Here is a 16,679-nt window from a genome sequence, read left to right as displayed (position 1 = left end):
TTTCTCCCCCCGCCCATCCGTTCCCCTGTGTACATCCCCGGCCGCCAACCGCTGCCCGCCCACGTTCGCGGAGCAGCCGGCACGCCCCAACAGACACTGGCAGGAACACCCCATGACGGACGCCTTCGAACTCCCGCTCTCGCTGGTCCAGGCCCTGGCGCAACGCGCCGCGCAGACCCCGGACAAGATCGCCCTGCGCTTTCTCGCCGACGCCCCCGGCGAGCAGGCCGTGCTCAGCTACCGGGACCTCGACCAGCGTGCGCGCACCATCGCTGCGGCCTTGCAGGCGCGCGCCAGCTTTGGTGACCGTGCCGTGTTGCTGTTCCCCAGTGGGCCAGACTACGTGGCGGCGTTCTTCGGCTGCCTGTATGCCGGGGTGATCGCGGTGCCAGCCTACCCGCCAGAGTCCGCCCGCCAGCACCACCAGGAGCGTTTGCTGTCGATCATCGCCGACGCCGAGCCGCGCCTGCTGCTGACCGTGGCGGCGTTGCACGGCAACCTGCAGGGCCTGGAAGCCCTGGCAGCGGACAACGCGCCCGAGCTGCTGGCCGTGGACGGCCTGGACCCGCTGCTGGCCGCGAACTGGCGTGAGCCGGCGCTCAAGGGCGAAGACATCGCTTTCCTGCAGTACACCTCCGGCTCCACCGCGCTGCCCAAAGGCGTGCAGGTCAGCCATGGCAACCTGGTGGCCAACGAGCAACTGATCCGCTGTGGCTTCGGCATCGACCTCAACCCTGACGATGTGATCGTCAGCTGGCTGCCGCTGTACCACGACATGGGCCTGATCGGCGGCCTGCTGCAGCCGATCTTCAGCGGCGTGCCCTGCGTGCTGATGTCGCCGGGTTACTTCCTGGCCCGGCCGCTGCGCTGGTTGCAGGCCATCAGCGAGTACGGCGGCACCATCAGCGGCGGCCCGGACTTCGCCTACCGTTTGTGCAGCGAACGGGTCAGCGAGGCTTCGCTGGCGGGGCTCGACCTGAGCCGCTGGCGCGTGGCCTATTCCGGCTCCGAGCCGATCCGCCAGGACAGCCTGGCCACCTTCGCCGACAAGTTCCAGGCCTGTGGCTTTGACCCGCAGAGCTTCTTCGCCAGCTACGGCCTGGCCGAAGCCACCCTGTTCGTCAGCGGCAGCCGCCGCGGCCAGGGCATCCCGGCGCTGGAGCTGGATGCCGAAGCCTTCGCCGCCAACCGCGCCGAGCCCGGCAAAGGCAGCGTGCTGATGAGTTGTGGCTACCCGCAACCCGGGCATGCGGTACGCATTGTCGAGCCGCAACAGCTGCACGTGCTGGGCGACAACCAGGTCGGCGAAATCTGGGCCGGTGGCCCGAGCATCGCACTGGGTTACTGGCGCAACCCCGAAGCCAGCGCCCGTACCTTCGTCGAAATGGACGGCCAGACCTGGCTGCGCACCGGCGACCTGGGCTTCATGCGCGACGGCGAGGTGTTCGTCACCGGGCGCCTGAAAGACATGCTGATCGTACGCGGGCAGAACCTGTACCCGCAGGACCTGGAAAAAACCCTCGAACGCGAAGTGGAGGTGCTGCGCAAAGGCCGGGTGGCGGTGTTTGCCGTGGAGCACCAGGGCGAGGAGGGCATCGGCGTGGCGGTGGAGATCAGCCGCAACGTGCAGAAAACCATCCAGCCCCAGGCGCTGATCAAGACCCTGCGCCAGGTGATTGCCGACGCCTGCCGCCAGGCGCCAGCGGTGGTTCTGCTGCTGAACCCGGGCGCACTGCCGAAAACCTCTAGCGGCAAGCTGCAGCGCTCGGCCTGTCGGCTGCGCATGGACGATGGCAGCCTGGATTGCTATGCCCGTTTCCCTGACGCAAGCGAGGCCGTTGCCGCAGAGGCAGCAAGCGATGAATTGCCGGCGCGCATCGCCGCCGTGTGGCGCGACATCCTCAAGGTCAGCGCAGTGGCGGCAGACGACCACTTCCTGCTGCTGGGTGGCAACTCCATCGCGGCTACCCAGGCCACCGCGCGCCTGGCCGATGAGCTGGGCATCAACCTGAGCCAGCGCACCTTGTTCGAAGCCCCGGTGCTGGCCGACTACAGCAATGCCGTGGCCGCAATACTCGCCGAAGGCGGTGCACAGGCGGCGGCCATTGCCACCCTCGAACGCGGCCAGGCGCTGCCCCAGTCGCTGGCGCAAAACCGCCTGTGGTTGCTGTGGCAGCTGCAACCGCAATCGGCGGCCTACAACATTCCGGCCGGCCTGCACCTGCGTGGCGAGCTGGATGAAACTGCCCTGGAAGCTGCATTCCAGGAATTGGTAGCGCGCCACGAATCACTGCGTACCGTGTTCAGTGAAGAGGGCGGCCAGGCGCTGCAGCGCGTGCTGGCGCAGCAGCCTTTCAACCTGGTCCGCCTGAACCTCGAAGGCCAGGCGCCGGAACAGGTCACCGCCCAGCGTGAAGCCGAGGCCCGCCAGCCGTTCGATCTGACCCAAGGCCCCCTGCTGCGCGTGACCCTGGCTCGACTGGACGATGAAGACCACCAGCTGTGGGTGACCCTGCACCACATCGTGGCCGATGGCTGGTCGCTGAACATCCTGCTCGACGAGTTCGCCAAACTGTACGCGGCCCACTGCCAAGGCCTGCAGGCCAACCTGGCAGCGCTGCCACTGGGTTACGCCGACTACGGGAACTGGCAGCGCCAGTGGCTGGCCGACGGCGAAGCCGAGCGCCAACTGGACTACTGGAAGGCTCAGCTGGGCGATGAGCTGCCGGTACTCGACCTGTGTACCGACCACCCACGTGCCAGCCAGCGCGAGCACAGCGCCGCGCGTTTCAACCTGAAGGTGCCCGCTACCCTCAGTGACGCGCTCAAGGGCCTGGCCCGCGAGCAGCAGGCCAGCCTGTTCATGGTCCTGCTGGCCGGTTGGCAGGCATTGCTGCAACGCTACAGCGGCCAGGCCGATATCCGCGTCGGCGTGCCCAACGCCAACCGCCCGCGCCTGGAAACCCAGGGCATGGTCGGCTTCTTCATCAACACCCAGGTGCTGCGTGCGCAGCTCGATGGCCGCCTGCCGTTTACCCAGCTGCTGGCCCAGGTGCGGCAGGCCACGCTGCAGGCCCAGGCCAACCAGGACCTGCCGTTTGAACAACTGGTCGAAGCCCTGCCCGAAGCCCGCGAACAGGGCCTGTTCCAGGTCATGTTCAACCACCAGCAGCGCGACCTGTCGGCGCTGCGCCGCCTGCCCGGTCTGCTGGCCGAGGAACTGCCGTGGCACAGCCGCGAAGCCAAGTTCGACTTGCAGTTGCACAGCGAAGAAGACCACCAGGGCCGCCTGAGCCTGGCCTTCGACTATGCCAGCGAACTGTTCGATGCCAGCACCATCAAGCGCCTGGCCGGCCACCTGTTGGCGCTGCTGGAGCAAGTGTGCGCTGCGCCGCAACGAGCGTTGGGCGAAGTGCAATTGCTCGACGAGGCGGGCCGCGCACAGCTGCTGGGCTGGGGCCAGGCAGCGACCGCCGCGCCGCAGCAGTTGCTGGTCGAGCAACTCAACGAGCAGGCACGCCTGACCCCGCAGCGCACCGCGCTGGTGTGGGAGGGTGGCAGCCTGGATTACGCCGAGCTGCACCAGCAGGCCAACCGCCTGGCCCACTACCTGCGCGACAAGGGCGTCGGCCCCGACACCTGCGTGGCGATCGCCATCGAGCGCTCGCCGCAACTGCTGGTCGGCCTGCTGGCCATTCTCAAGGCTGGTGGCGCCTATGTGCCGCTGGACGTCGATTACCCCGCCGAGCGCCTGGCCTACATGCTCGCCGACTGCAACGCCGGCCTGCTGCTGAGCCACAGCAGCCTGCTGGGCAAGCTGCCGCAGGTCGACGGCGTCAGCGCCATCGCCCTCGACCAGTTGCACCTGGACAGCTGGCCCAGCCATGCCCCTGGCCTGCACCTGCACGGCGACAACCTGGCCTATGTGATCTACACCTCCGGCTCCACCGGCCAACCCAAAGGCGTGGGCAATACCCATGCGGCGCTGGCCGAGCGCCTGCAGTGGATGCAGGCCACCTATGCACTGAACGACAGTGACGTACTGATGCAGAAGGCGCCGATCAGCTTCGACGTGTCGGTGTGGGAGTGCTTCTGGCCATTGATCACCGGCTGCAAGCTGGTACTGGCCGGCCCCGGTGAGCACCGTGACCCGCAGCGTATCGCCGAGCTGGTCCAGGCCCATGCTGTGACCACGCTGCATTTCGTGCCGCCGTTGTTGCAGGTGTTCGTCCAGGAGCCGCAGGCGGCTGCCTGTAGCAGCCTGCGCCGGTTGTTCTCGGGTGGCGAAGCGTTGTCTGCCGCACTGCGTGACCGCGTGCTGCAACTGCTGCCGCAGGTGCAACTGCACAACCGTTACGGCCCGACCGAAACCGCCATCAACGTCGCCCACTGGCACTGCCAGGCCACGGACGGCGAGCGCTCGCCCATCGGCCGCCCGCTGGGCAATGTGTTGTGCCGCGTGCTTGACGACGAGCTTGAACTCACCGCCCCGGGCGTGCCGGGCGAGCTGTACCTCGGCGGCGCGGGCCTGGCCCGTGGCTACCTGGGGCGCCCAGGCCTCACCGCCGAGCGTTTCGTGCCCCAGGCCGACGGCAATGGCCAACGCCTGTACCGCAGTGGCGACCGTGCCCGTTGGCAGGTACAGCTGCAAGCGCTGGAGTACCTCGGCCGCCTTGACCAGCAGGTGAAGGTGCGAGGCTTTCGCGTCGAACCCGAAGAAGTCCAGGCGTGCCTGTTGGCGCAGGCCGGTGTCGAACAGGCACTGGTGCTGATCCACAAGGACGCCGTTGGCGCGCAACTGGTCGGCTACTACAGCGGCAGTGCCCAGCCGGAAGCCTTGTTGGCGGTGCTGGGTGAACATTTGCCGACGTACATGGTGCCGGCGCAACTCATCCCGCTGGCGCACATGCCACTGGGCCCTAGCGGCAAGGTCGACCGCAAGGCGCTGCCGGCCCCGGTGTGGCAGCAGCGTGAGCACGTCGAGCCGCAAAGCGAACTGCAACAGCAGGTCGCCGCCATCTGGCGCGAAGTGCTGAACCTGCCGCGCGTCGGCTTGCAGGACGATTTCTTCGCCCTCGGCGGCCATTCGTTGCTGGCCACACAGATTGTTTCCCGCAGCCGCCAGGCCTGCGACGTCGAGCTGCCACTCAAGGCGCTGTTCGAAGCCAGCGAGCTGGGCGCCTTCTGCGCCGAGATCGCGCGTATCCGCGCTGCCGGCGAACGCAACCTGCAAGGCGAAATCACCCGCGTCGACCGCCGCCAGGCGGTGCCGCTGTCGTACTCGCAGCAGCGCATGTGGTTCCTTTGGCAAATGGAGCCAGACAGCCCGGCGTACAACGTCGGCGGCATGGCGCGCCTGCGCGGCACCCTGCATGTGGACGCCTTCGAGCGCGCGCTGCAGGCGCTGATCGTGCGCCACGAAACCCTGCGCACCACCTTCCCCAGCATTGACGGTGTGCCGTACCAATGTGTGGCCGAAGACAGCGGCCTGCACCTGGACTGGCAGGACTTCAGTGCATTGCCTGCCGATGCCCGCCAGCAACGCTTGCAACAACTGGCCGACGACCAGGCGCACCAGCCATTCGACCTGGAGCGCGGCCCGCTGCTGCGCGCCTGCCTGGTCAAGGCCGACGAGCGCGAGCACTTCTTTGTCCTCACCCTGCACCACATCGTCACCGAAGGCTGGGCCATGGACATCTTCGCCCGCGAACTGGGCGAGCTCTACGAAGCCTTCGTTGATGACCGCGAGTCGCCGCTGGCGCCGCTGCCGGTGCAGTACCTGGACTACAGCGTGTGGCAACGGCAATGGCTGGAAAGCGGCGAGGGCGCCCGCCAGCTGGCCTACTGGAAAGACCGCCTGGGCGATGAACACCCGGTATTGGCCTTGCCCGCCGATCGCCCGCGCCCGGCCGTGCAGAGCCACCGTGGCGAGCTGTACCGCTTCGAACTCGACCCGGCGCTGGTCGAGCGCGTGCATGCCTTCAACAGCCAGCGTGGCCTGACCCTGTTCATGACCATGACCGCCACCCTGGCCGCCTTGTTGCACCGCTACAGCGGCCAGCGCGACCTGCGCATCGGCGCGCCGGTGGCCAACCGCATCCGCCCGGAAAGCGAAGGCCTGATCGGCGCCTTCCTCAACACCCAGGTGCTGCGCTGCGAGCTGGACGGGCAAATGACCGCCAGCGCCCTGCTGGAGCAGATGCGCCAGGCCGCCATCGAGGGCCAGTCGCACCAGGACCTGCCGTTCGACCAACTGGTGGAGGCCCTGCAGCCGCCCCGCAGCAGCGCCTACAACCCGCTGTTCCAGGTGATGTGCAACGTGCAGCGCTGGGCCTTCCAGCAAAGCCGCACGCTGGCCGGCATGCAGGTGGATTATCTGGTCAACGACGCCAGCGCCACCAAGTTCGACCTGTACCTGGAGGTGACCGACCTGGACGGCCGCCTGGGCTGCTGCCTGACCTACAGCCGCGACCTGTTCGACGAACCGCGCATCGCCCGCATGGCCGAGCACTGGCAACAACTGCTGGTCGGCCTGCTCGACAACCCGCAACAGCGCCTGTGTGAGCTGCCGATGCTGGGCAGCGCCGAGCAGCAGGTGCTGGTCGGCCAGTTGCAGGGCGCGCACGATTTCGACCTCGACCAGACCCTGCACGGCCTGTTTGCGGCCCAGGCCGCACGCACGCCGCAGGCGGGTGCGCTGACCTTTGCCGGCCAGCACATGACCTACGCCGAACTCGACCAGCAGGCCAACCGCCTGGCCCGCGCCCTGCGCGAGCGCGGTGTCGGCCCGCAGGTGCGGGTGGGCCTGGCGCTGGAGCGTTCGCTGGAAATGGTCGTCGGCCTGCTGGCCATTCTCAAGGCTGGCGGCGCCTATGTGCCGCTGGACCCTGAGTACCCGCTCGACCGACTGCGCTACATGATCGAAGACAGCCGCATCGGCCTGCTGCTGAGCCAGCGCACGTTGCTGCAAACCCTGGGCGAGCTGCCCGAGGGCGTGGCGCGCTGGAGCCTGGAAGACGACGCCGCCAGCCTGTCGGCCTACAGCGATGCGCCGCTGGACAACCTCAGCCTGCCGCAACATCAGGCGTACCTGATCTACACCTCCGGTTCCACCGGCAAGCCCAAGGGCGTGGTGGTCAGCCATGGCGAGTTCGCCATGCACTGCCAGGCGGTGATCGCCGAATTCGGCATGCGCAGCGACGACTGCGAACTGCACTTCTATTCGATCAACTTCGACGCCGCCAGCGAGCGCCTGTGGGTACCGCTGCTGTGCGGTGCCCGGGTGGTGCTGCGTGCCCAGGGGCAGTGGGGTGCCGAGGAAATCTGCCAGCTGGTGCGTGAGCAGCAGGTGAGCATCCTGGGCTTTACCCCCAGCTACGGCAGCCAACTGGCGCAGTACCTGGGCGGGCAGGGTGAACAACTGCCGGTGCGCCTGGTGATCACCGGTGGTGAAGCATTGACCGGCGAGCACCTGCAGCGCATTCGCCAGGCCTTTGCCCCACAGCAGTTCTTTAACGCCTATGGCCCGACCGAGACAGTGGTCATGCCGTTGGCCTGCCTGGCGCCCGACGTGCTCCCGGCGGAACTTGGCAGCGTGCCGATCGGCCGCGTCATCGGCAGCCGCACGGCCTACATCCTTGATGAAGACCTGGCCCTGTTGCCACAAGGTGGCATCGGTGAACTGTATGTCGGCGGTGCCGGCCTGGCCCAGGGTTACCACGACCGCCCAGGCCTCAGCGCCGAGCGCTTTGTCGCCGACCCGTTCAGTGCCGCAGGCGGGCGCCTGTACCGCACCGGCGACCTGGTGCGCCTGGGTACCGATGGCCTGGTGGAGTACGTCGGGCGCGCCGACCAGCAGGTGAAAATTCGTGGCTTCCGCATTGAGCTGGGCGAAATCGAGAGCCGCCTGCAGGCGCATGCCGATGTCGACGAAGCCGTGGTACTCGCCCTTGACCTGCCCGGCGGCAAGCAACTGGTGGGCTACCTGGTGTGCCAGCAGGCCGCAGCCGACAGCGCGGCGCAAAGCCTGTTGCGCGAGGCGGTGAAAGCCGATGCCCGCCAGCACCTGCCGGACTACATGGTGCCTGCGCACCTGGTGCTGCTCGACAGCCTGCCGCTGATGGGCAACGGCAAGCTCGACCGCCGCGCACTGCCGCTGCCGGACCTTGAGCAGGCACGCCAGCAATACCAGGCCCCAGGCAATGAAGTGGAAGCACAGCTGGCGCAGATCTGGCGCGACGTGCTCAACGTTGCCCGGGTGGGTGTGCAGGACAACTTCTTTGAGCTGGGCGGCGACTCGATCCTGTCGATCCAGGTGGTCAGCCGCGCCCGTCAGGCGGGCTTGCAGTTTACCCCGCGTGACCTGTTCCAGCACCAGACCATTCAGACCCTGGCGGCGGTGGTACGGCACAGCGAGGCCGCCAGCAGCATCGACCAGGGCCTGCGCCACGGCCAGGTCGGCCTGACGCCGATCCAGCACTGGTTCTTCGACAGCGAAGTGCCACAGCCGCAACACTGGAACCAGGCTGTGCTGCTGGAGGCGCGTCAGCCGCTGGATGAAGCGGTGCTGGAGAAAGCCCTGTCGGCGCTTGTGCAGCACCACGACAGCCTGCGCCTGCGCTTTGCCGAGGCTGCTGGCCGCTGGCAGGCCACGTATGCCCAGCCGGGCGTCGAACAACTGTTGTGGGCCGCCACCGTCGCCGACTTTGCCGATTGCCAGGCGTTGTACAGCGATGTGCAACGCAGCCTCGACCTGCAACAGGGCCCGCTGCTGCGTGCCTTGCTGGTGGCTGACGGGCAGGGCGGCCAGCGTTTGTTGCTGGCGATTCACCACCTGGTGGTCGATGGCGTGTCGTGGCGGGTACTGCTGGAGGACCTGCAGGCGCTGTACCGCGGCCAGCCGCTGCCGGCCAAGACCCACGCCATGGGTGACTGGGCTGCGCGCCTGGCCAGCTATGCCGGCAGTGATTCGCTGCGCGACGAACTGGGCTGGTGGCAAGGGCAGTTGGGGGGTGTGCGCCGCGAACTGCCGTGCGACCATCCGCAGGGCAGCAACCTGCACCGCCATGCCCGCACCCTGGCCATCGGCCTGGACACAGAACAGACCCGGCAGTTGCTGCAACAGGCCCCGGCGGCCTACCACACCCAGGTCAACGACCTGCTGCTGACCGCGCTGGCGCGGGCCGTGTGCCGCTGGAGCGGTGACGAAGCGGTGCTGGTGCAACTCGAAGGCCACGGCCGCGACGGGTTGTTCGAAGACATGGACCTGACCCGCAGCGTGGGCTGGTTCACCAATGCCTATCCACTGAGCCTGCGCCCGCTGCCAGGGGATGACGATGCCGCGCGGGGCGGTTCGATCAAGCGCATCAAGGAGCACCTGCGCCAAGTGCCGCACAAAGGCCTGGGTTACGGCGTATTGCGCTACCTGGCCGACAATGCCGGGCGCGAGCAGATGGCGGCCTTGCCGCAAGCGCGCATTACCTTCAACTACCTGGGCCAGTTCGACCAGCAGTTCGACAGCGCGGCCTTATTCGAGCCGCTGGATGCCCCGGCCGGCCTGGCGCATGACCTTGATGCGCCGCTGCCCAACTGGCTGAGCGTCGATGGCCAGGTGTATGGCGGTGCCCTGCAACTGCGCTGGGCCTTCAGTGCCGAACGCTATGACCAACAGACCATCGCCAACCTGGCCGAAGCTTACCGCCAGGAGCTGCTGGCGCTGGTCGCGCATTGCCTGGCCGAGGGCAATGGCAGCTTCACCCCGTCGGACTTCCCGCTGGCGCACCTGACCCAGGAGCAGATTGACGCATTGCCGGTACCGGCTGCGCAGATCGAGGACGTCTACCCGCTGACGCCGATGCAGGAGGGCATGCTGCTGCACACCCTGCTGGAGCCGGGCACCGGCCTGTACTACATGCAGGACCGCTACCGCATCAACAGCGCGCTCGACCCCGAGCGCTTCGCCCAGGCCTGGCAGGCGGTGGTGGCACGCCACGAAGCACTGCGCGCCTCGTTCAGCTGGAACAGCGGCGAAGCGATGCTGCAGATCATTCACAAACCGGGCACCCTGGCGGTCGACTACCAGGACTGGCGCGAGCTTGCCGACGATGCCCAGGAGCAACGCTTGCAAGCCTTGCACAAGCAGGAGCGCGAGGCCGGCTTTGCCTTGCTCAGCGAGGCACCGTTCCACCTGCGGCTGGTGCGCGTGGCTGACGAGCGCTACTGGTTCATGATGAGCAACCACCACATCCTGATCGATGCCTGGTGCCGTTCGTTGCTGATGAACGACTTCTTCGAGGTTTACCAGGCGCTCGGCGAAGGCCGCCAGGCGCAGTTGCCGGTGCCGCCGCGCTATCGCGATTACATCGGCTGGCTGCAACGCCAGGGCCTGGACGATGCGCGGGCCTGGTGGCAGGCCAACCTGGCCGGTTTCGAGCGCGCCACGGCGATCCCCAGCGACCGCCCGTTGCGGCATGACCACGCCGGCAGCGGCATGGTCGTCGGCGATTGCTACACCCGCCTGGAGGTCAGCGAAGGCGTGCGCCTGCGTGAACTGGCCCAGGCCCACCAGCTGACCGTCAACACCTTTGCCCAAGCGGCCTGGGCGCTGGTGCTGGCACGCTACAGTGGCGACCGCGACGTGGCCTTTGGCGTGACCGTGGCCGGGCGCCCGGTGAGCATGCCGCAGATGCAGCGCACCGTTGGCCTGTTCATCAACAGCGTTGCCCTGCGCGTGCAGTTGCCGCTGGCCGGTGAGCGCTGCAGCGTGCGCCAGTGGTTGCAAGGCCTGTTGCAAAGCAACATGGAGCTGCGCGAGTACGAGTACCTGCCGCTGGTGGCGATCCAGGAATGCAGCGAGCTGCCCAAGGGCCAGCCGCTGTTCGACAGCTTGTTCGTGTTCGAGAACGCACCGGTGGAAACCGCAGTGCTCGACCATGCGCAGCACCTGAACGCCAGCTCGGATTCCGGCCGTACCCACACCAACTTCCCGCTGACCGCGGTGTGCTACCCGGGCGATGACCTGGGCCTGCACCTGTCGTTCGACCAGCGCTACTTCGACTACCCGACCGTCGAGCGCCTGCTGGCCGAGTTCAAGCGCCTGTTGCTGGCGCTGGTGCAGGGCTTTGATGGCGAAGTGGGTGAACTGCCGCTACTCGGCGCCGAAGAGCAGCGCTTCCTGCTGGAAGACTGCAACCGCACCGCGCGGGCTTACCCGCTGGAGCAAAGCTACGTTGCGCAGTTCGAGGCGCAGGTAGCGGCACATCCGCAGCGCACCGTGGCCCGCTGCCTGGAAGCCGCCTATGACTACGCAGGCCTGAACCTGGCGGCCAACCGCCTGGGCCATGCGCTGATTGCGGCGGGGGTAAGCGTGGACCAGCCGGTGGCACTGCTGGCCGAGCGCGGCTTGCCGCTGCTGGGCATGATCGTCGGCAGCTTCAAGGCCGGCGCCGGCTACCTGCCACTGGACCCGGGCCTGCCAGCGGCGCGGCTGCAAAGCATCATCCAGCTCAGCCGCACGCCGGTGCTGGTGTGCAGCGCCGCCTGTGCCGAGCAGGGGCGGCAGTTGCTGGCTGAGCTGGAAACCGCGGCAGCGCCGCAGTTGCTGGTGTGGGAAGACATCCAGGCCGCTGCGCTTGCCAGCCATAACCCAGGTATCTACAGCGGCCCGGATAACCTTGCCTACGTGATCTACACCTCAGGCTCCACGGGCCTGCCCAAAGGGGTGATGGTCGAGCAGCGCGGCATGCTCAACAACCAGCTGAGCAAGCTGCCGTACCTGGCGCTGGGCGAGCAGGACGTGATCGCCCAGACCGCCTCGCAGAGCTTCGACATTTCCGTGTGGCAGTTCCTGGCCGCGCCGCTGTTCGGGGCCAAGGTGGAGATCGTGCCGAATGCCATCGCCCACGATCCGCAGGGCCTGCTGGCCCACGTGCAAACCACCGGCATTACCGTGCTGGAAAGCGTGCCGTCGCTGATCCAGGGCATGCTGGCCAGCGACCATCAGGCCCTCGACGGCCTGCGCTGGATGCTGCCGACCGGCGAGGCCATGCCACCGGAGCTGGCGGCGCAATGGCTGCAGCGTTACCCGCAGATTGGCTTGGTCAATGCCTACGGCCCAGCGGAGTGTTCGGATGACGTGGCGTTCTTCCGCGTCGATGCCGCCTCCACCCAAGGCAGCTACCTGCCGATCGGCACGCCGACCGACAACAACCGCCTGTACCTGTTCGACGAGCAGCAGATGCTGGTGCCGCTGGGCGCGGTGGGTGAGTTGTGCGTCGCTGGCACGGGGGTTGGCCGTGGTTATGTCGGTGACCCGGTGCGCACGGCGCTGGCGTTCATCCCGCACCCATACGGTGCGCCGGGCGAGCGCCTGTACCGCACCGGTGACCTGGCGCGGCAGCGCCCGGATGGCGTGCTGGAGTATGTCGGGCGCATCGACCACCAGGTGAAGATTCGCGGTTACCGTATCGAGCTGGGCGAGATCGAAGCCCGCCTGCACGAACAGGTGGAAATCCGCGATGCTGCCGTGGGTGTGCAGGAGGGCGTCAACGGCAAGCACCTGGTCGGTTACCTGGTGGCGCACCAGGGCGTCAGTGCCGATGCTGCCTTGCTGGAGCAGGTCAAGCAGCGCCTGCGTGCCGAGTTGCCGGAGTACATGGTGCCGCTGCACTGGGGCTGGTTCGACAGCCTGCCGCACAACGCCAACGGCAAGCTCGACCGCAAGGCCCTGCCGGCCATCGAAATTGGCGGCCAGCACAGCCAGGCCTACCAGGCGCCACGCAATGAGCTGGAGGAGGTGTTGGCGGATATCTGGGCCGATGTGCTCAAGGCCGAGCGGGTCGGTGTGCACGACAACTTCTTCGAGCTGGGCGGGCATTCGCTGCTGGCCACGCAGATCGCCTCGCGGGTGCAGAAGCAATTGCAGTTGAACGTGCCGTTGCGGGCGATGTTCGAGTGCAGCACGGTGGAGGAGCTGGCGGTATATGTGCAGGGGCTGCAGGGCAGTGCGCTGGATGACGACAAGGTCGACCGGCTGAGTGACCTGATGGCCGAGCTGGAGGGGTTGTGACCTGAGTTGATGGGTTGCCAGTACCGGCCCTTTCGCGGGTGAACCCGCTCCCACAGGTACCGCGCCGCTCTCAAGGCCGGTGCAATACCTGTGGGAGCGGGTTCACCCGCGAAGAGGCCGGTAAAGGCAACCCATAGCTCAGCGCTTGCCCAGAATCTTGCCCAACATCTCCGGCCGCGGTGCCCCCTGCTGGCTCTGCAGCTGGCCTTGCTCATCCTGGTAGAAGATCGCCGGGGTCGCCTGCAAACCCATCTCTTCCATCAATGCCATGTTCGCCGCCAGCTTCTGCTGCACGGCGTCCGGCACCTTGTCCAGCGCCTTCAGGGTACTGGCCTTGCCAGCCTTTTCATGCTGCTGCAGGGCCTTGGCCGGGTCTTTCGCCGCCAACAGCGCTGCCGACTTGCCCGGGCTGTCCTCGCGGATGATGCCTACCATGATATGGCGCAACTGCACCTTGCCCGACTCCACCCACGGCCGCGCCTGTTCCCAGAACATGTTGCAGTACGGGCAGTTGGGGTCGCTGAACAGGTACACCTTGCGCGGCGCGTCAGCCTTGCCGTCGGCGATCCACGCGGTTTTCTCCATCTTCGCCCAGATTTCCTTGCTCATCGGCGCATACACCAGCTTTTCCAGCGGCTCGGCGCTCAAATCCTTGCCCTGTTCATCGAACAGGCTGCCGACCAGCACGTGCTTGCCGTCGGGGGTCAGGTACAGGGCCAGGGCGTTGTTCTGGTACTCGGCGGCATAACCGCGCAGGCCGTCAGGGGCGTCAAAGCTGCCTTTGATCACAGCCCCCTTGGCTTGCAGTTGTTGAACCGCCTTGGGCAGTTCTTCGGCCTGCAGGGCAGGGGCGGCCAGCAGGGCCAGGGACAGGGGCAGCAGTGCAGTCAATCGCATGTCAGTTTCCTTGTGCGGCAGGGGCGGGCGCAATGGCCCGGTCGAAAGGTTCCAGGGCGTGGCGCAGGCTGGCCCGGGACAGCTCGCCGAGGTGGCTGCCGACCAGCCGCCCGTCGGCGTCGTAGAACAGCGTGGTGGGCAGGGCCATGGAGCCGACGCGCTGGGCCAGCAGGCCGGTGCCATCGAATAGCACGTGGGTCAGGCTCAAGCCGGTGGTGGCGAGGAAGGTGCTGACGTTTTCCGGAGTCTCGCCCTGGTTGACGAACAGAAAGGTCACGTGTGGGTACTCGCCTTGCGCCTGCTGCAGCACCGGCATTTCGCGGCGGCAGGGCGGGCACCAGGTGGCCCAGACGTTGATCACCAGCGGCTTGCCGCGGTAGCTGTGCAGCGCCACCGGTTGGCCGCCAGCATTGCGCAGGCTCAGTTCGGGCAGCTCGGTACCCTTGCTGTACAGGTGCCCGCCAAGGCTGGCCAGGCCCCAGAACAGCGCGCCGCTGAACAGCGCCCAGCCCAGCGGGCGACGCAGGCCAGGTTGGCGCCAGCCTTGCCACAGGGCAGCGAGCACGATGCCCGCCAGGCCCGACCAGAACAGGAAGCCGCCATCGCGGATGTCGATGATCTGCAGCGGGTCGCCCTGGTACATCGGCCAGTAGGCCAGCACGAAGCCTGCGCGGGCGCACAGCAGGCCGATCAGGAACAGGTTGAACAGGGCCGACTCCGGGCTTTCGCCGCCACGCCGGGCGACCCACCAGCCGACCACGCTGGCGATCACCAAGGCGGTGAGCATCAGCAAGTGGTTGAGGGCCATGGTCAGTGGCCCGAGGGTTACGGTGAGCATCAGCCTTGGCTCCTGGTCTGGGCCCAGTGTTGCTGGAACGCGGCCGCATCCACTTCACCGGTGATGCGCCGCGCGCGGCGTTCTTCGCCTTCCGGGCCGATCCAGATGATGCTGGGCGGGCCGGGTACCTGGTAACGCAGCAGCAGGGCCTTGCTGGCCGGGCTGTCGGCGGTCACGTCCAGGCGTAGCAGGTGCACACCGGCCAGGCCGGCCTGCACGTCGCTGCGGGCGAATACCTGTTTTTCCATGACCTTGCACGACACGCACCAGTCGGCATAGTAGTCGAGCATCACCCACTGGCCACGGGCCTTGGCTGCATCCAGTTCACGTTGCAGGTCTTCGGGGCGGCTGACGGTGACGAAACTGTCTTCGGCGTGCTGGCTGGCGACCGGAGCGCCGGCGCCACCGGCGAACGGGCGCAGCGGCTGCCACAGGTCGTCACCTCCGGCTGCTGCACCGACCAGCAACAAGCCGCCCCACAGCGCGCCCAGCAGTGGCACCGCACGCAGCGCCGGCAGCCGTTGCAGGGCCGGCCACGACGCCCAGGCCAGGGCGATCAACCAGGCGCCGCTCAGCGCCAGCAGCAACGCGGCGGGCAGCAGGCTGCGCAGGGTGTACAGCGCCATGGCCAGGAACACGAAGCCGAACACGGCCTTGACCCGGTTCATCCAGGCGCCCGGGCGTGGCAGGTAGCGGTTACCCAGGGTGACCAGCAACAGCAGCGGCACGCCCATGCCCAGGCCCAGGCTGAACAGTACCAGCGCACCCTGCACCACGTCGCCGCTCTGGGCGATGTACAGCAATGCGCCGGCCAGCGGCGCGGTCATGCACGGCCCCATGAGCAGGCCGGACAACGCGCCGAGCAGCGCCGCGCCATACAGGTTGCCGCCACGGGTACCTTGCCCGGCGCGGTCCAGGCGGTCGCGCAGGGCGGTAGGCAGTTGCAGTTCGAAGGCGCCGAACATGGGCAGTGCCAGCAGCACGAACAACCCTGCCAGGCTGCCCAGCAGCCAGGGTTGCTGCAGCCATGCCTGCAGGCTGGCGCCCAGCAGCGCGGCGACCACGCCGAGGGCGGCGTACACCAGGGCCATGCTCAGCACGTAGACCCCGGCCAGCACCCAGCCACGGCGGGCGCTGACGCCATTACCCAGCACCAGCCCGGCAAGGATCGGCAGCATCGGCAGCGAGCACGGGGTAAAGGCCAGCAGCAGGCCAAGGCCGAAGAACGCCAGCAGGCTCCAGGCCAGGTGGCCCTGTTGCAGGTCGCTGGCAAGGGCCTGGTCGCTGGCTTGCTCGGCGGCCGGCGCTACGCTGCCGCCCAGGTCGATCGAGGTGGTTTGTGGCGGGTAGCACAGGCCGGCATCGGCGCAGCCCTGCCAGCCCAGGCGCAACTGGCCCTGGGCGTTGGCCGGCAGCAGCAGTTCGAGCTGTTCGCGGTACACCGCGCTGTCGCCGAAGAACTCGTCGTGGTGATTGAGCGCCGGGGGCAGTTGCGGGTGTTGCTCGGGCGGCAGGCCGTCGAATTTCAGGCGCTTCTGGTACAGGTAGTAGCCCGGCTTGATCTGGAAGTACAGGCGCATCTGGCCATCGGCCTGGCGCTCGTGGGTAAGCACGAAGGCCTGGTTCACCGGCAGGAAATCGGGTTTGACGTCGAACGGGTTGGCCTGCAACGGGCCGGCCAGAAGTAGTGTCAGGAAGAGCAGGAGGACGCGCATGTCTTCGCCTTGGCAGATCTAGGAATGGGGCCATGCTGGATGGGGTTGATTAAATGAAGGTTAACGCGGGTTTTTGGGGTTGGGAGGCGGGTGTTCGTCGGGGGATTCGCGCGCGACCGCCTTTGGCGCACGCCACGATATCGCGTCGTACAAACAAGGCGGT

Annotated in this window: 4 protein-coding genes; 1 reads left to right on the top strand and 3 read right to left on the bottom strand. The window is 67.4% G+C overall.

Annotation, left to right across the window (positions count from 1 at the left end):
- Positions 1-112 precede the first annotated feature (112 nt).
- Positions 113-13,066, top strand: a complete 12,954-nt coding sequence (locus IAE39_RS25715) for a non-ribosomal peptide synthetase (RefSeq protein WP_201207309.1) — start codon at positions 113-115, stop codon at positions 13,064-13,066.
- Between the two features lie 138 nt (positions 13,067-13,204).
- On the opposite strand, the gene dsbG is transcribed toward IAE39_RS25715, so the two are convergent.
- From dsbG to dsbD, 3 genes are read right to left on the bottom strand one after another with little or no spacing between them, the layout of a single operon-like run.
- Positions 13,205-13,963 (bottom strand): thiol:disulfide interchange protein DsbG, encoded by a 759-nt coding sequence (gene dsbG / locus IAE39_RS25710; RefSeq protein ID WP_201207308.1) that lies wholly within the window; start codon positions 13,961-13,963, stop codon positions 13,205-13,207.
- 1 nt (position 13,964) lies between these two features.
- Entirely contained in the window at positions 13,965-14,801 is an 837-nt protein-coding gene (locus IAE39_RS25705; protein ID WP_201207307.1) for a TlpA disulfide reductase family protein, read from the bottom strand.
- Complete coding sequence (gene dsbD / locus IAE39_RS25700) at positions 14,801-16,516, bottom strand: protein-disulfide reductase DsbD (protein ID WP_201207306.1); 1,716 nt, start codon at positions 16,514-16,516, stop codon at positions 14,801-14,803. The genes IAE39_RS25705 and dsbD overlap by 1 nt, the downstream gene beginning before the upstream one ends.
- Positions 16,517-16,679 lie beyond the last annotated feature (163 nt).

The sequence above is a fragment of the Pseudomonas sp. S37 genome, from assembly GCF_016658545.1.
Classification (GTDB): Bacteria; Pseudomonadota; Gammaproteobacteria; order Pseudomonadales; family Pseudomonadaceae; genus Aquipseudomonas.
The sequence above is the reverse complement of the archived record's forward strand: the minus strand, read 5'-3'. Positions and strand labels throughout refer to the sequence as shown.

Excerpts from the sequence above, each read along its gene's own strand:
- IAE39_RS25715 (WP_201207309.1), top strand. The coding sequence starts at position 113 with ATGACGGACGCCTTCGAACTCCCGCTCTCGCTGGTCCAGGCCCTGGCG.
- dsbG (WP_201207308.1), bottom strand. The coding sequence starts at position 13,963 with ATGCGATTGACTGCACTGCTGCCCCTGTCCCTGGCCCTGCTGGCCGCC.
- IAE39_RS25705 (WP_201207307.1), bottom strand. The coding sequence starts at position 14,801 with ATGCTCACCGTAACCCTCGGGCCACTGACCATGGCCCTCAACCACTTG.
- dsbD (WP_201207306.1), bottom strand. The coding sequence starts at position 16,516 with ATGCGCGTCCTCCTGCTCTTCCTGACACTACTTCTGGCCGGCCCGTTG.